We start from the raw sequence: 18,645 nt of genomic DNA, 5'->3' as shown, positions 1-18,645 counted from the left end.
GTCCGCTACGAGTCATCCAGTGGGCCACCGGCGCCGTGGGTACCGAGATGGTCAGGACAATCCTCGATCACCGGCCGGACATCCAATTGGTGGGGGCGCGGGTCTATTCCGACGCCAAGAACGGCGTGGACATCGGAACGCTGGTGGGGAGAGAGCCTATCGGCGTCGCCGCGACCACCGACGTCGCGCAGATACTCGCGCTCGACGCCGACCTGGTGTTGTACGCGCCGTCGTTCACCAGTTTCGATGATGTTTGTGCACTGCTGGACAGTGGAAAGAACGTGGCAACGCCGTCGTTCCTGTTCCACCCGCGACGCATCCCCGAAGCCGACCGCGTGCGCCTGCAGGCCGCATGCGACACGGGCAACAGCACCATCCACGGCAGCGGCCTGAATCCCGGCAACCTGTCCGGCGTGCTGCCGTTGGCGCTGTCGGGGATGAGCCGCACCATCGATCGGGTCACGCTGCAGGAGCGGGCCGACTGGACGTTGTGGGAGAGCACCGCGATTACGTTCGACGGCATGTGGTTCGGTCGGCCGACCGAGGAGGTCACGCCGACGGCCAACGAGTACCTCAGCTTCTTGACCAGACTATTCGTCGAGCAGACCTGGTTCATCTCCGACGCCCTCAACGCGGGCATCGACGATGTCGCGGTCACGCTCGAAACCGTCCCCGCGACAAAGGACTTGCAGATCTTCGGCCACATCGTCGCAGCCGGTACCACCGCCGGGCAGCGGTGGAACTTCGTCGGCCATCGCAACGGTCAGACACTGGTCGAGTTCGAGACGCTGTGGACGGTCGGAGGCGAGTATCCCGAGCACTGGCCAAAACCTCTTGACGGCTGGACGCTCACAATCGAGGGCGATCCATCCATGCGCACGCACTTCTTTCCCCTGGCCAGCTTTTCCCGCGAAGCCTCGATCGAGGAGCACGTGAGAGCTGGACTGATCACCGTCGCCATGCAGGTCGTCAACGCGATTCCGGCCGTGTGCGCCGCGCCGGCGGGCTTCGCGACAATGGCCGATCTCCCACTGATCCGGAGCTACGCGGGTTTCGGCAATCGAACCCCGGAAGCGCCCTAGCTACACCAGTGCGCGACGAAAGGTGCGATCGTGGAAAGGTCGTAAAGGCCCGGATCGGCCGCGATTACCGTCGGTATCGCGTTGATCGCATGCATGGCAGTGGCCAAGCAGGCCTGTTCGGAGTGATCCTCGTCGTGCGAGCCGATCACGAGGTGGATCCTCAAGTTGGGCTCACCGTCGAAGGTCACCTCGTATCCGATCTCCGTAGGCCAGTCCGGTGCGAGATCATCGGCCATACGGGTGAGGTGCTCGACCGCTAATATGGTTGCACCGCAATCGACCTCGACACCGAACCGCATCGCGCCGACCGTGCCCTCGGGGATCTCGCCGGCGGCAACTGTCAGCGCCCGCGGCGTGGTCGCGACTTCGCGGAACCCCTGCACCGATCTGATCTCGAGTCCCAACGACTGCGCGAGCACGGTGGCAGTGCCGATCCAGGCGCTCGCCGCGTAATCGGTGTTACTCAGTAGCGGCGTCGTGTCGTCGGGCGGATGGCCAAAACCCATGGCATTGAAAACCAGATCATGGCTGGCGTAGGTCGAGTAGTTCAGCACCTCACGGATGCCGATTCGCCCGGCGCGCGCCGTGAGTCGCGACAGGATGGGCGCCAGTGATTCGCCGACGAATCCCGGATATAAACCAAGCCCGAGAAATGAGGATTGTCCCGTGCGACAGGCCTTCTCGATGCCATCTGCCAACGATGCATGGAGCGAACGGGGATGGATGAACCGGCTTCCGGTGGCCACGACGTTCTTGCCCGACGCGAGCAGCTCGCAGACGTCGGCAAAGCAGCCCGGCGTATCGGTCTCGACCTTGCCCATGTAGAGCACCACATCCGCGTCGGTACTGACGATTTCGTCGCGATCAGCAGTGGTACGAAGTCCGACTTCGCGGGCACCGCACAGCGTCCCTGCGTCCATCCCCGCCTTGGCGGGGTCGTACACGCGCACCCCCGCCAGTTCCAGATCCGCCCGGCCGATGACGTGACGAAGCGACATCATCCCGGTGACGCCGGTCGCCCACTGGATCACACGTGTCATCACATACCTCTCTTAGTCCCACACCACGTCGAGGCGGGGCGGGGAACGGAACATCGTGCCGGTGATGTACGGGGGCGCTGCGTCCGGGTCGAGCCGCAGACCAGGGAGTTCGTCGAACAGCGCGTTGAATATTTTGGTGGTCTCGAGCCTGGCCAAGTGCATACCGAGGCACACATGTGCTCCGTGGGCGAAGCCGATGTGCGGCTTGCGATCCCGGAAGATGTCGAACTGCTCTGGTTCGTCCCACCGCGTCTCGTCGTGATTCGCGCTGCCCAGACTGAGCATCATGGTCGCGCCCTTGGGGATGTGCATGCCACCGATCTCGGTATCGCAGGTGACCTCGCGCATGAAGTTGAGCAGCGGGGTTTCCCAGCGGATCCCTTCCTCGATGGCCTGAGGCAGCAAGCTGCGATCGTCGCGGACGGCGTCGAGTTGGTCAGGGTGCGTCAACAGCGCCAGGGCGAGGCTGGCCGTCGACCGTGACGTCGTCTCTGCGCCGGCCGGCAGCAGGTTGCGCATGAAACCGTAGATCTGCTCGTCGGACATCTTCACACCGTTGACTTCGGCACCGGCCAGGATCGAAACCATGTCGTCCTTAGGGGCTTTGCGCTTGTCGGCAAGTACCCCGACGAAGTACTCCTTCATCTCGGCCGATGCGCGCAACGCACATTCCATATCCCCGCGGAAGCCCAGCAGGTCGATCGCGAGTCGGTGGAACTGGAGCACATCGGCTTCCGGAAGGCCCAGCAGTGCCGCGATGACACGCACCGGGATCGGCACGAAGACCGCGTCGACGAGGTCGGCGCGGTTGGCGTCCTTGAATTTCGCGATGGTTTTGTCCACCAAGGGACCGACGAGTTCGGTGTCCCAGCGCTTCATCGAAGAGCGGGCGAAGGCGAACTCATGAAGTTTGCGGTAGACCGCGTGTTCAGGTTCCTGCATCTCCAGGATTGTCGGACCCTGCAGCGGCCGAACGATATCTTCGTAGCAGCGCGTGCTGAAGGTGATGTTGTCGGTGAAGATTGCCTTGACCGTGTCGAACGTGTAAGCGGTGTAGGTCGGCGGGCCGTCACCGGAATTGCCGACGATCCCCATCTCCGGCCAGCCGGCGTGCACCGGGCTCTGCGCACGAAGTTCCTTGAGCATCGGGTACGGCGACGCGTCGCCGTCGGCGCCCATGCCTTCGTTGAACCTGTCCTGAGCATCCCGAATGCTTTGTTCAAGCTCTTCGACAGTCGCTGGCTCGGCCATGTGACGACTCCTCACTGTGCACGGCTCACGCAACATACATATTGCCGGTTGATAACCTACATGATGTAGGTTGAGCGTGGCCAGTAACCTCAGATACGCGAAAGAGCAACCAGGAGCGTTCGATTGGCAACTCGAGTGGTGCAGTGGGCTACCGGCGCCGTTGGTCGCGCGGCCTTGCAGGAGCTGATTGAGAATCCCGATTACCAGTTGGTCGGTGTGCTGGTGTACGACCCCGACAAGGCCGGGAAGGACGCTGGAACATTGTGCGGGCTGCCACCCACGGGAGTGCTCGCCACCTCGGACAAGGAGGAGATCTTCGCGCTGGGCGCCGACGTCGTCATCCACGCCGCCAGTAAGGCCCATGCCGTCGAAACCAACGCCGAAGATATCTGCCTACTGCTCGCGTCGGGAACCAGTGTCATCACGACCACCTCATACAACCATCTGCCCACCTACGGGAAGGAGACCGAGCGCGCCTTTGTCGAAGCCTGTCGCGCAGGTGGGTCTCGCTTCCACGCGGCAGGTGAGAATCCGGGCTTCATGTTTGAACGCCTGGTCGCCACGGTGACGGCGCTGTCCAAGACCATCGACCGGATCGATCTCTACGAGGCCACCGATGTGTCGGCAGTCGACAGCAAGCCGATGCTCGTTGACCTGATGGGCATGGGTCGACCACCAGAAGACGTCAGCGTGAATTCGCCAATCATCAAGAAGCTCGACCTGGCCTATCGCCAGGCGCTCAATGCCACCGCCGACGTACTTGGGGTCACGCTGTCCCATGTCGACGTGTCGGTCGACGCCACGACGCTCCCTCACGACCTCGAGGTCCGCGCCGGCACTATCGAGGCGGGAACCGTCGTCGGACAGCGATTCTCGTGGGTCGGCCACTGGTCTGACCGGCCGCTGCTCGCCATCCACGAGGAGTGGGTCCTTACCCGCGACCTCCCACAGTGGGGCCTGAAGCCCCTCGCTCCCGGCGAAAAGGCGCCGTTGATCCGGGCCGTCATCCAGGGCAAACCCAGTTTCGACCTACAGCTGGACGTCGGATGGGACGACAAGCAGCCCACCGGAACGCACGCCGAGCCGGGGCATCTCATGATCGCCATGGGGGCGGTGCGCGCGATTCCCGACGTGCTGGCTGCGCCACCGGGCGTCGTAACCGCCCCGGTGTTCGGCGCGATCCGATTAGCGCGGGCCGACACCGACTGCTCGTGAGATGTGGTCGCTGGGCGCAGCGTGGAACACGTGCGCCGAGCCGTCGGGCAGCACCCGTCGCGCGATCAAATAGTCCGTACCCATCCAGCCCTGCCGGACGTAGCGGCCGAAGCGCAAGAAAGTTCCCGGCGCCCCACTGGCCGACGGGACGAGTTTGACCTGCTCGATACCGTGCTTGACGCCGTCGCCGGTCAACGGGCGCGCCGCCGCGAGCCCGCGCGCGATCACCGTCGCCACGTCGTGCGAGAGGCCGGGCATCGAGTGTTTCGGCCTGCGGCCGTAGCGAGCCTCGAAACGATCCAGGAACGCCTGCCCCACGAGATTGCGCTCGTCATAGCTGTCCAACCCGATCCAGCCCGACAGCTGCCGCATCCACTCGGCGTTGATGTGGGCCATCTCGAATGCGGTGGTGGTGTACCGCGGCGGATCCCACCCCGCAGCCAGCAGCGCATCGGTGAAGCCCCACAGCCCGTGACCGAACCCGACGTGCACCAGCGCGTCTGGCTCAGCGTCGCGCAGCTCGTTGACCACCTTCGTTTTGTCGGATTCCACCTGAGGTATCGCCACTGTGGTGACGACCTTCAATCCGGCGGCCGAGTAAGCCTTTTCGGCGAATGCCAAGTACTCCTTGCCGATCAGAGATGCTTCGTAGGCGATGGCTAACCGAGTCCGGCCGTCACCGAGCATCACCGCGGCAAGCATCACTGGCTCTTCAGGCATCGATCCGTTGTTGAGCGCGAACGTCCATTCGCCGAGTACTCCCTCGGAGCCCGACAAAACTATGTTGGGAACCTTGGCTACTCGATCGGCGTGTGCGGCTAATGGCACCGCGTTGTCGGAAACATACGGACCGTAGATGACCAGGCAGCCCTGGGCGACCAGTTCGTCGTAAGCGGTTTCCACGGCGTGGTAGGTGCCGTTCGGCAGGCCGATCACACGGCGCTCCACCAGTTCTATCGGCCGGTCGACGAGACCGGCGGCGACCGCCTCATCGAAGACCATCCGCAGGGTGTCGAGCGTGTCGTTCTCGGTCCCCGTCATCGTCGGATAGTCATTGAGCAAGCCGACTTTCAACGGGGCCACCAAGCCGTACGCGCGAACCTGTTCGTCTGCCATTAGGGCAACATACAATACGAAGGTTGCTACGATGCTGGCATGGCCAAGCGCGGTGGCACCGATGTCGAGCGGCGGGCTCGTGGGGATCAGACTCGGCGCGACCTCGTCGACGCCGGCCGGGCGTTGTTTGTCGAGAAGGGATATTTCGGAACCAGCATTTCGGACCTGGTGGCAAGGTCCGGTGTGGGCACCCGCGGTGCGTTTTACCACCACTTCAAGGACAAGGCGGAATTGTTTCGCGCGGTGTTCGAAGAGGTCGAGCGTGATCTGACGCTGCGCTCGCTGGCCTCACCCCCGCAGGGCGCCGACGCGTGGGAGGTGCTGTCCGCCGGGATGCGCGGATTCCTCGAGTCGGCACTCGAGCCCGAAGTGCAGCGCGTCATGCTCATCGACGGACCGGTGGTGCTGGGTTGGCAGACGCTGCGGTCCATCCAAGAGAGCAACAGCATCGCCCTGATCAACGAGATGGTGGACGAGGCCATCGCCGAGGGCATCATCGACGACCACCCGGTCGGCGAGCTGACCCATCTACTGGTGGCGGCCGTCGAAGAGGCGGCCCTGCTGGTGGCGCACGCCGCCCGCCCCGCCAAGGCGCGGGAGAGGGCGGCCAGGGTCCTCGACCGGCTCCTGCTGAGCTTTGCGCTCGAGCCACGAAAAGTCCTGCGACGATAGTCTTCTGACCCGAAATCGACACACTTGTGCCCGTATGAAAATAACCGTTTTCGATAACTGAATATCGTGCTTCTACAGAGCTGATAATGTTCCTCTCGACTTCTTCCAGGAGAGCCGATGCCTGACACGCCACCGCTGAGAGTTGCCGTAATTGGAGCGTCTGCGGGTCTGGGCCGGTGCATCGGCATGGGCCTGGCCGATAGGGGTGCGCGGGTCGCCTTCCTCGCCCGGCGTCGTGACCGTCTGGAGCGCGCCGCCAAAGAGGCGGGCAACGGAGCAGTCGCGGTCGCCTGCGATGTCACCGACGGTGCGTCATGCGGGCAGGCGATCGCCGAGGTCGGTGATACCTTCGGCGGACTCGACGCGCTCGTGTACACCACGGGCGTCGGTGTGCTCGCACCGCTCACCGACGTCAGCGCCGAGCAGTGGGGGAAGCTGTTCGCCACGAACGTGACCGGTGCATCACTGATCACCGCTGCCGCCGCGCCCCACCTCGCCGCGAGCGCGGGATCTGCGGTGTACCTCTCGTCGCTGAGCGCCTCGTATTCTGCGCCGTGGCCGCTACTCGGCGCCTACGCGGTGTCGAAAGCGGCGCTGGACAAACTCGTCGAGGCGTGGCGCATCGAGCATCCGAACATCGGTTTCACTCGGCTCGCAGTGGGCGATTGCTTCGGTGGCGAGGGCGACTCGCAGACCGAGTTCAACAGGACGTGGGACCCCCGCGCGCTGGAGGACGCCATCCACTACTGGATGGAGCACGGCTACATGCAGGGCGGTCTCGTCGAGGCCGACCATCTCGTCGACGTCGTCCATTCCGTACTTCGCTGCGGTAACAGCAGCTTTATTCCGAATTTGACCCTGGCTCCGCGGCCGTCCGGCGCCGTAGCCGAGCTTCGACAATGGTGAAGGGCCCCCAATGAAAGAGGCGCGATGAAGTCTAAGGCAGCGGTGTTGCACGGTGTCGGTGTGGACTGGGAGGTCACCGAAGTAGAGCTCGACCCGCCCCACGCCGGCGAAGTTCTGGTCAAAATGGCCTACGCCGGCATTTGTCACTCCGATGAGCACTTCTACACCGGCGACAGTGTCCCGACTTCGGAGATGGAAGAGATGATGCGGGCCTCCGGCGTTCCGGTGCCCGAATGGTTCCCCATGCTCGGCGGCCATGAAGGCTCCGGCGTCGTCGAAGCAGTGGGCCCCGAGGTGACGACGCTCAAACCCGGTGACCACGTTGCCGTCTCGTTTCTGCCCGCCTGCGGAAACTGCCGTTGGTGCGCCACCGGCTACACCTACCTGTGCGACGTGGGCGCCGACATCTACAACAAGGCAATGACCACCGACGGCACTCCACGCCGCCATCTCGGAGATGAAGACCTCATGGCGATGATGCAGGTCGGTACCTTCTCCGAGTACGTGGTGGCATCCGAGCGCTCGCTGGTCAAAGTGCATGACTGGATTCCGTTGGAGGCAGCCTCCCTGGTTTCCTGCGGCGTGACAACAGGATTCGGGTCGGGCTCGATCGCAGCAGGTACCCAGGTAGGCGACACCGTCGTCGTAGTCGGTGTGGGCGGAATCGGCATGAACGCCGTTCAGGGAGCGAAGCTGGCCGGCGCCAAGCACATTGTCGCCGTCGATCCCAACGAGTTCAAACGTGATATCGCGCCGACGTTCGGCGCCACCCACACCGCTCCCGACATCGGTGCCGCGCTGGAACTTGCCAAGGAGATCACCTGGGGCGTAATGGCCGACCGGGTTGTGCTCACACCCGGGGTCGTGCCCGCGGACATGATATTGACCGCAATGATGTTGTTGCGCAAGGGCGGAACCTGTGTGCTGACCGGGGTGCCGAAGATCACCGACCTGATGGTGCCAATCGTCCTCACTGACATGATCAGTTCATGCAAGACGCTCAAGGGCGTGCTCTACGGCGAGATGAACCCGCGCGAGGCCATGCCGAAACTACTGTCGATGTACGAGGCGGGCCTGATCAAGCTCGACGAGCTGGTCACGCAGAAGTACAAGCTCGACGACATCAACGAGGCGATGAAAGACCTTCGCGCAGGCACGAACATCCGCGGTGTCATCGCCTTCGAGTGAGTGAATCAACGACTCGAAACAAGTGTGATGCGGTGGTGATGAGCTTGCCGCCGGCACCGTCGTCATGCCCGAGCGTGCGAACGGCAATGGTCCGGCCAGATCCTTTGATCACCTCACCCGTAAACGGGAAAGGGCCGTATTTGCCGCGCGCGAGAGACATCACATGTGATGACACGCCTTGGATTCTGTTGGTTCCGGTGCTGCGCGCTGCATGATCGATGGCTGCCGCCTCAAGGATGACGAACTGGGGATCAACGTTCAGGGCGGCATCGGGCGAGGCGAACTCGGCAGACAACGCAGGTAGCGTCCACGCGCCGCCGTCGCTGTGCCGTTGGCCACAGAATACCTGCCAGAGTGGCGGCAAATCCGGGCCGTCGATGACTTCGATTGGGTCAACTTCCATCCGCTGCAGCCCCGGTGGCGGTGTGCCGATGGTGACCCCTTGGCCTTCGGTGAGTGCCAGCACCCGATCGCGCCGGTCCGCGTCGACGATTCGTGATCGGCTATAGGCCATCTGTCGCTCCCGCCTTAAGTCCTCGGTCATCACTTCGAAGCGCTTGACGTCGTGCCCGGGATCAAGTATCTGGCAGGAATGGATGACGGGGTTCGGTTCACAATTCGAGCCCGTAGCCGTCGTCGCTGCGGCTGCGGTCGTGGCGATGTTCGGCGGTGCGGGCAGCGATATAGGCCTGATGTGCGTCGGCGGCCATTGCGATTGGGTCACCGGTCTGCAGTCGGCCATGAGCCCGGTACCAGCCGACGGCTCGTCGCAGCCGGTTGCCGTGCTAGGACCGCAGCGCCAGCGAGGCGTCGCGCTCGTCGGGGTTGCGCATCCGCCGCACCCCGCGGGCACGCTGCGCGATTCGAACAACTTGGGCGAGCAGTGGCGCAAAGTCCGCGACGAGCTCGGCGTGCCAGGCGTGACAACCCACTCGTTACGCGAGACGGTGGCGACGCTGATCGACGAGGAAGGCCTGTGGGCACGGATCTGCGCCGATCACCTCGGGCACGTCAAGGTGCCAATGACGCAGGACCGCTACATGTCCCGTGGACGGGTCCATAACGAGGTTGCCGCGCTGTTGGACCGCGCCATAAAGGACGAATAAAGATCGGATCCCATGGATAGAACATCTAATTACCGGGTCTGACGTGGGGCTGACGTGGGGCTGACGGTGGGCTCTGAAGTGAGGCTTTGCGGTGGGCTGTTCAGAGTGGGGCGGGCGGGGCTCGAACCCGCGACCAACGGATTATGAGTCCGCGGCTCTAACCAACTGAGCTACCGCCCCGATGTCGGCACCATGTTGCCATGGGCAGGCTTCGTCAGTTGAACACTGTCTGACCGTCGACACCGATCAGATACTGCTCAATGCCCTGCTCGACTCGTGGCGCGTCGGCCCCTAAGGATACGGCCACCTTATTGCTGGCATTGCGCATCACATCGAAGGTCATCTCGACGGCCTCGGCGTCGGAGAAGTGCTGGCGAACCGCGGTGGCGACGCTGCGGTCGATGCGTCCCGGCGACCAGATCAGCGCATCGACGTATCGCAGCGCTGCCTTCTGGCGGTCAGTGAGCAACCCGGAACCCTCGAAGTGCTCGATGTCGTCGTACAGCGATTCGGATCCGCCGGCGTCGAGCGCCGTCGTTTCGCGCAGCGACTTGCACAGCCGGCAGTTGTGTTGCGCGGCCCCGCGGAGCCGGACCACCTCCGACGTCAGCGCATCCAGCCCACGCAGCCGGGCCACTGCGGGCAGAAATCCGTCGAACACCGCATGGGACGGATCGGTGGCGTGATCCCACGAAATCGGCTCCGAAACCCAGTCCAGATACTCCTGGCCGACGCCAAGCGCTTCCAAGCCGGCCCGCACCCGGGGCGCGAAGTCGGCGATGTACATCTGCACCACGACGCTGAACGTCTTGTCCCCCAACGCAGACCACAGCTGTGACCGCTGCTCGGCGTCAATCATCGAGACGTCGATGCTGAATTGCTCGGCGAACTCCGCGACCACGGTCTCGGCCTCCGACTCCGGACCGTCCACCACAACCTCGACCGGCAGCGCCGGCAGGCCAAGCGTCTCAGCACACACCACCCTGACCAGAGCGCCGATCCGATCGCCGGAAATCGCCACCAACCGCACTAGCTCGTCACGAACGTCCACCGGAGAATTATTGCGCGTAGCGCCGGGTAGCCGATACGGCTTGACCTGAAAGCGCCCTACGATCCGAGGATGACCCCGGATGCCGTGGCACCTGAAACCTTCGTGACCCACGGACCCGGTGGGGTTCGCATTGTTGCCGATCGCCAAGGCGATCCCCGGGCGCGCGCCGTGGTGTTCCTGCACGGCGGCGGGCAGACCCGCCGCTCCTGGGGCCGCGCTGCTGCGGCGGTCGCTGAACGAGGGTGGCAGGCGGTCACTGTCGACCTTCGCGGCCACGGCGAATCGGACTGGTCGGACGACGGTGACTACCGCGTCGTCAGCTTCGCCGGCGACGTCCAAGAAGTGCTGCGCCAGCTGCCGCCGCGACCGGTGCTGGTGGGCGCTTCCCTGGGCGGGCTGACCACAATGCTTCTCGCCGGCGAACTCTCACCCGGCATTGCCAGCGCGATCGTTCTGGTCGACATCGTGCCGCACATGGACCCATCCGGAGCCACGCGCATACACAACTTCATGGCCGACCGGATGGAGTCGGGCTTCGACTCATTAGACGAGGTCGCCGACGCGATCGCCGAATACAACCCCCATCGGCCCCGCCCATCTGACCTGGAAGGCCTGACCACCAACCTGCGCCGCCGCGGCGATCGCTGGTATTGGCACTGGGACCCGCAGTTCATCAGCGGCACCGCGTCGCGTCCCCCGATTGAAGTCACCGACGTCGATCGCCTGCACACGGCGGTCGCCGCGATCTTGGCCGACGGCGTGCCGATGCTTTTGGTGCGCGGCCAGATGAGTGACCTCGTCAGTCAGGAGCGTGCTGACAAATTCCTGTCGCGCTTCCCGCAAGTCGAGTTCGTCGACGTCCGCGGAGCCGGCCACATGGTCGCCGGTGACCGCAACGACGTGTTCGCCGACGCGGTGCTGGGCTTCCTCGCCCGGCATGCCGACACCGGCTGACGTCACACCGTGCGGGCCAGCCGATGCGCAAGCAGTTCGGCGAATCGTGCGGGGTCTTCCAGTGCACCGCCTTCAGCGAGAAGTGCGGTGCCGTAGAGCAATTCCGCGGTCTCGGCAACCGAGGGATCGTCGGCCCGATCCTTGTGGGCCTGCTGCAGGCCAGTGACGAGCGGATGCTCCGGGTTCAGTTCGAGAATTCGCTTCCCGACCGGAACCGCCTGTCCGGAAGCCTGATAGATCCGCGCGAGCGCCGGTGTCATTCCGAAGGCGTCGGTGATCAGGCAGGCCGGCGAGTCGGTCAGCCGACTGGAGAGCCGCACCTCCTTGACATGATCGGCCAGAGTCTCCTGCAACCACGTCAGCAGGTCGGCGAAATCCTTTTCCTGCTCCTCGCGCTCGGCCTTGTGGGCCTCCTTGTCCTCCTCGGAGTCAAGGTCCACCTCGCCCTTGGCCACCGACTGCAGCGGTTTGCCGTCGAACTCGGTCACCGAGCCCACCCACACCTCGTCAACCGGGTCGGTGAGCAACAGCACCTCGTAACCCTTGGCCTTGAATGCCTCGAGATGCGGTGACTTGAGCAGCTGCTCACGACTCTCACCGGTGGCGTAAAAGATCTGCTCCTGGCCATCTTTCATGCGCTCGATGTACTCGACCAGCGTGGTGGGTTCCTCGTCGCTGTGCGTCGACGCGAACGAGCAGATGCGCAGCAGCGCGTCCTGGTTGTCGAAGTCCGACATCAGGCCCTCTTTGAGGACTCTGCCGAACTGCGTCCAGAAGGTGCGGTAGTCCGCCGGCCGCTCAGCCTGTAGTTCTTTGATGGTCGAGAGAACCTTTTTGGTCAGGCGACGCCGGATGGCGTTGATTTGGCGGTCCTGTTGCAGGATCTCGCGGGAAACGTTGAGCGACATGTCCTGTGCGTCGACGACACCCTTGACGAATCGCAGGTACATCGGCATGAGCTGATCGCAATCGCCCATGATGAACACCCGCTTGACGTACAGCTGTATGCCGACACTGGCGTCGCGGTTGAAAAGGTCGAACGGCGCGTGCGACGGGATGAACAGCAAGGCTTGGTATTCGAAGGTGCCCTCGGCCCGCATCGCGATGACTTCGAGCGGGTCATCCCAGGCGTGCGCGATGTGCTTGTAAAACTCTTTGTACTCCTCTTCGGAGACCTCGTCTTTCGGCCGGGCCCACAGCGCCTTCATCGAGTTGAGGGTCTGCGTTTCGATGGTGACGGTCTCTGCGCCACCTTCCTCGGTGGCCGGGGTAGTCCGCTCGACCTGCATCCGGATGGGCCAGGCGATGAAGTCGGAGTACTTCTTGACCAGGCTTCTGATCGTGTATTCCGCGGTGTAGTCGTGCAGCTCATCCTCGGCGTCTTCCGGCTTGAGGTGCATTGTCACCGACGTTCCCTGCGGGGCATCGTCGACCGATTCGATGGTGTAGGTGCCCTCGCCACTGGACTCCCACTTGGTGGCCTCGCTCTCGCCGGCCTTGCGCGTCAGCAACTCGACCTTGTCGGCGACCATGAACACCGAATAGAACCCGATGCCGAACTGGCCGATCAGCTCCTCGGAGGCATCTGCGTTCTTGGCCTCGCGTAACTGCTGACGCAGCTCCGCGGTCCCCGATTTGGCCAGCGTGCCGATCAGATCCACGACCTCCGGCCGCGTCATCCCGATGCCGTTGTCGCGGACAGTCAGGGTGCGGGCGTGTTTGTTCGCGTCGACCTCGATGTGCAGATCGGAGGTATCGACGTCCAGGTCCTTGTTGCGGAACGCTTCCAGTCGCAGCTTGTCCAGCGCGTCGGAGGCGTTCGAGATCAACTCCCGCAGGAACGCATCCTTGTTGGAGTAGACGGAGTGGACCATCAAATCCAGCAGTTGCCGTGCCTCGGCCTGAAACTCCAACTGCTCGACGTTTGTGCTCATCACATTCTCCTCCACGACATCGGACACAAATTTACCGAGACCCCGAATCGCTTACACCCTGGCCCTAGGTTGCCTCGTCTCGGCAGCGAAACATCGAGGTCACAGTTTGAGGAAATTACATGCTGGGTATTTGACAGGTCAGAGCCACATTGTCGAGTGAGCAGGAGAAGCCATGGCGACGATTGCTAACCCGTCGCAAACCCGGGATCCACGCATTACCGCACTTCACCTCGGCGCAGTCGCCAGCGCTATCGTCTCTGGCGCATATGCGCTGGCAGAGCTGGCCGTCGGGACACCGTTTGAGTTCGGTCTTGCGTTGGCGATGTGCGGCGCGTGGTGGATCGCCGCCGACTATCTCGGACGGATGATCGGGCGCGTTCGTGGCGCCCAGCGAGATGCAGCTCCGAGCAAACCGCGCCGAGTTTGCCACGTCGTGTTTGTCGGCAACAGCGAACATTCGTCACCGTCCGCGCCCCACGGTGGCTTCGGATTGGCCGCCTGAGCTGAGGATTATTGCGCCTGGCTCACCGAGGACATATGGAAGTCGGGTATCCGCAGCGACGGCATTGCCGCCCGGGTGGCCCAATCACCCCATTCCCGGGGCAAGGTGACCTCGCTGGCACCGACCTGGGTGGCCCGGCGCAACAGGTCCAGCGGGCTCTCGTTGAACCGGAAGTTGTTGACCGCCGCTGTGACCTCCCCGTCGGCGACGAGGTAGACCCCGTCGCGGGTGAGCCCGGTCAGCAGCAGGGTGGTCGGGTCGACCTCGCGGATGTACCACAGCGTGGTCAGCAGCAGGCCGCTCTCAGTCTCGGCAATCATGTCGGCCAGCGGCGCCTGACCACCCGTCATCAGCAGGTTGTCCGCGGCGACGGCGTACGGCGCGTTGAACTCGGTGGCCGCCGCCCGCGGGTAGGCCAGCGCGTTGATCAGGCCGTCGCGCACCCAGTCCACCCGCTCGATGTCCATCCCGTTGTCGAAGACCGACACCGTTTCCGATGAACTGGTGGCCGCGACGAACGGCGAACAGCCCAGGCCCGCGGCAGCCGGATTGGAGTACAACGTCAGCGGCAAATCGGTGAGCCGCTCCCCCACCCGGGTTCCCCCGCCGGGAACCGACAGCGCCGTGCGGCCCTCCTGTGCGCCGCGACCGGACATCGTCCAGCCCAGGTAGATCATCATGTCGGCGACCGTCGACGGCGACATGATCGTCTCGTACCGCCCCGCGGGCAACTCGATGGTCTGGCCGGCCCAATCCAATCGCGTGGACAATTGTTCCAACAGCAGATCCGTTGGCACACCGGCGAAATCCGGTGTGCCGAGGCCAGCCCAGGCGCTGGCGCCGCCCCGCTTGGCGTTGATCTCCACCGAACCGGTGGGCTGGGTGTAGCGCCGCCGCAGCCCCGTCGACGTCGCCAGCAACGTCGTCTGTAACTCGTGGCGCGCAAAGCCGTACAACAGATCTACGCCGCGAAAACCCTGATTCAACGAGCCTGCGACATCGCCGAATACCTCCGCGCCCGTTCCCGGTACCGGCGCGTCCCAGTTCTCCGGCACGTCCGTGCCGGGCAGCAACGGCGCGACGTCGCGGGCCTCCGGCGCGGACCGGGCCGCCTCCGCCGACGCTTCGACCAGAGCCGGGATCAGCGACGGATCCACCTCCGCGGAGCGCAGCGAACCGACGCGGGCGCTACCACCTTGCCGCACAATCGAAATCACTGTGGTACTGCGGCTTGTTGACACGCCGTTGGTGGTCATCGAGTTGTTGGCCCAGCGCAGCGACGCCTCGCTGCGGTCAGTGACGATCACGATGGTCTCGTCGGCACGCGCCGCCGCCAGCGCGACGTCGACCACCTGCTGCGGGCTGATCATCGGCCGGCCTCCGCCCGGGTGTTGAGCACATTGATGCCGCGAAATAAGGCCGAGGGGCATCCGTGGCTGACGGCGGCCACCTGCCCGGGCTGAGCCTTGCCACAGTTGAACGCCCCGCCCAGTCGCCACGTCGACGGCCCGCCGACGGCCTCCATCGCATTCCAGAAGTCGGTGGTGGTTGCCTGATAGGCGACGTCGCGCAGCTGGCCGTCCAGCCGGCCGTCGCGGATCCGGAAGAACCGCTGCCCGGTGAACTGAAAGTTGTAGCGCTGCATGTCAATCGACCAGGATTTGTCGCCGATGACGTAGATGCCGTCGTCGACCCGTGCGATCAGGTCGGCGGTGGACAGCTCGTCGCGGCCCGGTTGCAGTGACACGTTGGCCATTCGCTGAATCGGCACGTGATGCGGCGAATCGGCATACGAGCAGCCGTTGGAGCGGGGCTGCCCCAGTCGCGGCGCGAACACGCGGTCGAGTTGGTAGCCGACGAAGATCCCGTCGCGCACCAGATCCCAGCTTTGCGCGGCCACTCCTTCGTCGTCGTAACCGATGCTGGCCAAACCGAATTCGGCGGTGCGATCGGCAGTCACGTTCATCACCGGTGAGCCGTAACGCAAGCTGTGCAGCTTGTCGGGTGTGGCGAATGACGTCCCGGCGTAGGCGGCTTCGTAGCCGATCGCGCGGTCGTATTCGGTGGCGTGCCCGATGGATTCGTGGATGGTCAGCCACAGGTTGGTCGGGTCGATCACCAGGTCGGTCGGCCCGGCCGTCACGCTGGGTGCCTTGACCTTCTCGGCCAGCAGCGACGGCAGCTCAGCCAGCTCCTCGCTCCAATGCCAGATCTCGTCGCCAGCGACCGCTTCCCAGCCGCGGGCGGTCGGCGGCGCCAGCGTGCGCATGGTGTCGAAACCACCTGCGGCGGCATCGACGTTGACCGCCTCCAGGCCGGCCATCAGCCGGACTCGCTGCTGGGTGATCGTCGAGCCGAAGGTGTCGGCATAAAAGGTCTGCTCCTTGACCGCCGTCATTCCGGCCGACACGTGGTCCACCCCGTCGGCGGCCAGCAGCCTGCCGGAGTAGTCCGCCAGCGCGGCGACCTTGTCGGCGGTCGGCACGGTGAAGGGGTCGATGCGATAGTTCGACACCCACTTGGCGTCGGTGTAGACCGGCTCGGGTGCCAGTTCGATGCGTTCGTCGTTCAGCGCGGCCAATGCGGTGGCCACCGACACGGCCCGCTGCGCGGTGTCGACGGCGACCGGGACGGAGAGCTCGGCGTGCGATGCGAACCCCCAGGTGCCGTCGACGATCACCCGGACGGCTAATCCGAGTTCGCGGTTGACGACCGTCGTCTCCAACTCGCCGTCGCGCAGCCGAATGACCTCGGTGGTGATGCGGTGAATCCGCAGGTCAGCGTTGCTGGCGCCGGCGGCGGTCGCCGCGGACAGCGCGGCTTCGGCCAGTTGGTGGCGGGGCAGGTGAAGAAAGTCAGCATCGATCCCCCGGTTCGGCGTCACCGCTACACCGTAACGACCGGCTTTAATACAGCCATGGCCGATCCTGGGCTGGCGAAAGGACGCCGCTCCACAGCGCTGGGCTATGCGCTGCTGGCGCCCAGCCTGTTCGGGGTGGTCGCCTTCCTGCTGCTGCCGATGCTGGTGGTGGTGTGGCTGAGCCTGCACCGCTGGGATCTGCTTGGTCCGATCGAGTATGTCGGGCTGGCCAATTGGCACTCGGTTTTGACTGATTCGACGTTTGGCAATTCCCTGGCAGTGACGCTGGTGTTCGTCGCGATCGTGGTGCCGGCGCAGACGGTGCTGGGGCTGGCCGCGGCGGCGTTGCTCGCGCGAGAGCTCCCCGGTAGTGGCGTGTTTCGCACCGTCTATGTGCTGCCGTGGATTTGCGCTCCGCTGGCGATCGCGGTGTTGTGGCGCTGGATTCTGGCCCCTACCGATGGTGCGGTGAGCACCGTGTTGGGGCACCGCATCGAATGGCTCACCGATCCAGGCCTGGCGTTGCCGGTGGTCTCGGCGGTGATCGTGTGGACAAACGTCGGTTATGTGGCGCTGTTCTTCGTTGCGGGCATTCTGGCGATTCCCGCCGAGATCCACGCCGCGGCCCTGACCGACGGGGCGAGCGCCTGGCAGCGGTTTTGGCGCATCACTCTACCGATGCTGCGTCCCACCATGTTCTTCGTGCTGGTCACCGGAATTGTCAGCGCCGCGCAGGTTTTCGATACGGTGTATGCGCTGACCGGCGGCGGGCCGGCCGGCCGCACCGATCTGGTGGCACACCGCATCTACGTCGAGGCCTTCGGGTCGGCGGCAATCGGGCGCGCCGCGGTGATGGCCCTGGTGTTATTCGTCATCTTGGTCGGCGTCACCATCGCTCAGCACCTGTACTTTCGGCGGCGGATCAGCTATGACCTCACCTAGGGCGTCCGCAATTTACGCCGGCCTGGCGGTCGGTGCGATCGTCATCCTGACGCCGTTTGCGCTTGGCTTGTTGACGTCGTTCACCTCGGCTCGGCAGTTCGCGACCGGCACGCCGCTGGCCTGGCCGCAGCCGTTCACGCTGGCCAACTACACGGATCTGGGCGGTGCGGGTTTTGGCCGCGCGCTTGTGGTCACCGCGTTGATGACTGCCGTGATTCTGCTTGGGCAGCTGAGCTTTTCGGTGCTCGCAGCGTATGCCTTCGCACGGTTGCAGTTTCCCGGGCGTGACGTGCTGTTCTGGGTCTACATCGCGACGTTGATGGTGCCGGCGACGGTGACCGTGGTGCCGCTGTATCTGATGATGGCGCAGCTCGGACTGCGCAACACGTTCTGGGCGTTGGTGTTGCCATTCGTGTTCGGCTCGCCGTATGCGATCTTCTTGCTGCGGGAGTACTTCCGGGCCATCCCCGATGACCTGGTCAATGCTGCCCGCCTCGACGGCGCCAACACGCTGGATGTGATCGTGCACGTGGTGGTGCCCTCGAGCCGGCCCGTTCTGGTCACCTTGATGCTGATCACCGTTGTCTCGCAATGGAACAACTTCATGTGGCCGCTGGTGATCACCAGTGGCGCCAAATGGCGGGTGCTGACGGTGGCCACGGCCGCGTTGCAGTCCCGCTACAACGCCCAGTGGACGCTGGTGATGGCGGCCACCACGGTGGCGATCGTTCCGCTGGTCATGCTGTTCGTGGTATTCCAGCGGCACATTGTGCGCTCGATCGTGATCTCGGGGCTGAAATGAACTGCATTGAGATTGCGCGCAGGG

The 18,645-nt window shown here is 64.3% G+C and carries 17 protein-coding genes, 1 tRNA gene and 2 pseudogenes; 10 read left to right on the top strand and 10 right to left on the bottom strand.

Going from position 1 to position 18,645, the window contains the following annotated elements; all coding sequences use genetic code 11:
- The first annotated feature begins 47 nt into the window (after positions 1 to 47).
- Entirely contained in the window at positions 48 to 1,082 is a 1,035-nt protein-coding gene (locus tag AC5Y5W_RS04540) for an NAD(P)H-dependent amine dehydrogenase family protein (RefSeq protein ID WP_500009085.1), read from the top strand.
- On the opposite strand, the gene AC5Y5W_RS04535 is transcribed toward AC5Y5W_RS04540, so the two are convergent.
- Positions 1,079 to 2,122 (bottom strand): NAD(P)H-dependent amine dehydrogenase family protein, encoded by a 1,044-nt coding sequence (locus tag AC5Y5W_RS04535; protein WP_500008887.1) that lies wholly within the window; start codon positions 2,120 to 2,122, stop codon positions 1,079 to 1,081. The two genes, AC5Y5W_RS04540 and AC5Y5W_RS04535, sit on opposite strands and share 4 nt — an antisense overlap.
- A gap of 12 nt (positions 2,123 to 2,134) precedes the next feature.
- The gene (locus AC5Y5W_RS04530; protein ID WP_500008886.1) at positions 2,135 to 3,373 is read right to left on the bottom strand and encodes a cytochrome P450; all 1,239 of its coding nucleotides are present in this window, start codon (positions 3,371 to 3,373) and stop codon (positions 2,135 to 2,137) included.
- 138 nt (positions 3,374 to 3,511) lie between these two features.
- Between AC5Y5W_RS04530 and AC5Y5W_RS04525 the strand changes: the two genes are divergently transcribed.
- Complete coding sequence (locus AC5Y5W_RS04525) at positions 3,512 to 4,588, top strand: NAD(P)H-dependent amine dehydrogenase family protein (RefSeq protein ID WP_500009084.1); 1,077 nt, start codon at positions 3,512 to 3,514, stop codon at positions 4,586 to 4,588.
- Here AC5Y5W_RS04525 and AC5Y5W_RS04520 read toward each other — a convergent pair.
- Positions 4,559 to 5,704 (bottom strand): ABC transporter substrate-binding protein, encoded by a 1,146-nt coding sequence (locus AC5Y5W_RS04520; RefSeq protein WP_500008885.1) that lies wholly within the window; start codon positions 5,702 to 5,704, stop codon positions 4,559 to 4,561. The genes AC5Y5W_RS04525 and AC5Y5W_RS04520 overlap by 30 nt on opposite strands.
- Before the next feature lie 39 nt (positions 5,705 to 5,743).
- On the opposite strand from AC5Y5W_RS04520, the gene AC5Y5W_RS04515 reads away from it, so the two are divergent.
- The 3 genes from AC5Y5W_RS04515 to AC5Y5W_RS04505 all read left to right on the top strand — a co-directional run bounded on the left by AC5Y5W_RS04515 (position 5,744) and on the right by AC5Y5W_RS04505 (position 8,470).
- Positions 5,744 to 6,376, top strand: a complete 633-nt coding sequence (locus AC5Y5W_RS04515; RefSeq protein WP_500008884.1) for a TetR/AcrR family transcriptional regulator — start codon at positions 5,744 to 5,746, stop codon at positions 6,374 to 6,376.
- 117 nt (positions 6,377 to 6,493) lie between these two features.
- A complete protein-coding gene (locus AC5Y5W_RS04510; RefSeq protein ID WP_500008883.1) occupies positions 6,494 to 7,282 on the top strand; it encodes an SDR family oxidoreductase in 789 nt (262 codons plus the stop codon).
- Between the two features lie 24 nt (positions 7,283 to 7,306).
- On the top strand, positions 7,307 to 8,470 hold the full coding sequence (locus AC5Y5W_RS04505) for an NDMA-dependent alcohol dehydrogenase (protein ID WP_500022153.1): 1,164 nt from the start codon (positions 7,307 to 7,309) through the stop codon (positions 8,468 to 8,470).
- Here AC5Y5W_RS04505 and AC5Y5W_RS04500 read toward each other — a convergent pair.
- Together AC5Y5W_RS04500 and AC5Y5W_RS04495 are read right to left on the bottom strand one after the other, a co-directional pair.
- Positions 8,454 to 8,936 carry a hypothetical protein gene (locus AC5Y5W_RS04500; RefSeq protein ID WP_500008881.1) on the bottom strand — a complete coding sequence of 161 codons (483 nt, stop codon included), beginning with the start codon at positions 8,934 to 8,936 and terminating at the stop codon, positions 8,454 to 8,456. The genes AC5Y5W_RS04505 and AC5Y5W_RS04500 overlap by 17 nt on opposite strands.
- 199 nt (positions 8,937 to 9,135) lie before the next feature.
- Positions 9,136 to 9,330: pseudogene (locus AC5Y5W_RS04495) on the bottom strand (hypothetical protein); the annotation flags it as partial.
- On the opposite strand from AC5Y5W_RS04495, the pseudogene AC5Y5W_RS04490 reads away from it, so the two are divergent.
- Positions 9,307 to 9,576: pseudogene (locus AC5Y5W_RS04490) on the top strand (site-specific integrase); the annotation flags it as partial. The pseudogenes AC5Y5W_RS04495 and AC5Y5W_RS04490 sit on opposite strands and share 24 nt — an antisense overlap.
- Positions 9,577 to 9,682: 106 nt before the next feature.
- Here AC5Y5W_RS04490 and AC5Y5W_RS04485 read toward each other — a convergent pair.
- A tRNA-Ile gene (locus tag AC5Y5W_RS04485) sits at positions 9,683 to 9,756 on the bottom strand.
- A gap of 34 nt (positions 9,757 to 9,790) precedes the next feature.
- Complete coding sequence (locus AC5Y5W_RS04480) at positions 9,791 to 10,627, bottom strand: carboxymuconolactone decarboxylase family protein (RefSeq protein ID WP_500008879.1); 837 nt, start codon at positions 10,625 to 10,627, stop codon at positions 9,791 to 9,793.
- 69 nt (positions 10,628 to 10,696) lie between these two features.
- On the opposite strand from AC5Y5W_RS04480, the gene AC5Y5W_RS04475 reads away from it, so the two are divergent.
- Positions 10,697 to 11,581 (top strand): alpha/beta fold hydrolase, encoded by an 885-nt coding sequence (locus AC5Y5W_RS04475; RefSeq protein ID WP_500008878.1) that lies wholly within the window; start codon positions 10,697 to 10,699, stop codon positions 11,579 to 11,581.
- 2 nt (positions 11,582 to 11,583) lie between these two features.
- On the opposite strand, the gene htpG is transcribed toward AC5Y5W_RS04475, so the two are convergent.
- A complete protein-coding gene (htpG, locus tag AC5Y5W_RS04470) occupies positions 11,584 to 13,515 on the bottom strand; it encodes a molecular chaperone HtpG (RefSeq protein WP_500008877.1) in 1,932 nt (643 codons plus the stop codon).
- A 172-nt stretch (positions 13,516 to 13,687) separates the two neighbouring features.
- Here htpG and AC5Y5W_RS04465 point away from each other — a divergent pair, with 172 nt between their 5' ends.
- A complete protein-coding gene (locus AC5Y5W_RS04465) occupies positions 13,688 to 14,017 on the top strand; it encodes a hypothetical protein (protein WP_500008876.1) in 330 nt (109 codons plus the stop codon).
- 8 nt (positions 14,018 to 14,025) lie between these two features.
- Here AC5Y5W_RS04465 and AC5Y5W_RS04460 read toward each other — a convergent pair whose 3' ends face one another.
- Together AC5Y5W_RS04460 and AC5Y5W_RS04455 are read right to left on the bottom strand one after the other, a co-directional pair.
- A complete protein-coding gene (locus AC5Y5W_RS04460; RefSeq protein WP_500008874.1) occupies positions 14,026 to 15,387 on the bottom strand; it encodes a metallopeptidase TldD-related protein in 1,362 nt (453 codons plus the stop codon).
- Positions 15,384 to 16,901, bottom strand: coding sequence for a TldD/PmbA family protein (locus AC5Y5W_RS04455; protein WP_500008873.1), 1,518 nt, complete (start codon positions 16,899 to 16,901; stop codon positions 15,384 to 15,386). Before AC5Y5W_RS04455 ends, AC5Y5W_RS04460 begins: the two co-directional genes overlap by 4 nt.
- A gap of 33 nt (positions 16,902 to 16,934) precedes the next feature.
- Between AC5Y5W_RS04455 and AC5Y5W_RS04450 the strand changes: the two genes are divergently transcribed.
- Together AC5Y5W_RS04450 and AC5Y5W_RS04445 are read left to right on the top strand one after the other, a co-directional pair.
- On the top strand, positions 16,935 to 17,819 hold the full coding sequence (locus tag AC5Y5W_RS04450; RefSeq protein ID WP_500008872.1) for a carbohydrate ABC transporter permease: 885 nt from the start codon (positions 16,935 to 16,937) through the stop codon (positions 17,817 to 17,819).
- Complete coding sequence (locus tag AC5Y5W_RS04445; protein ID WP_500008871.1) at positions 17,806 to 18,621, top strand: carbohydrate ABC transporter permease; 816 nt, start codon at positions 17,806 to 17,808, stop codon at positions 18,619 to 18,621. The genes AC5Y5W_RS04450 and AC5Y5W_RS04445 overlap by 14 nt, the downstream gene beginning before the upstream one ends.
- Positions 18,622 to 18,645: the final 24 nt, after the last annotated feature.

It is taken from the genome of Mycobacterium sp. NGS51 (genome assembly GCF_059812525.1).
Note: the sequence above shows the minus strand (reverse complement) of the source record. Positions and strands in the feature narration are given on the sequence as shown.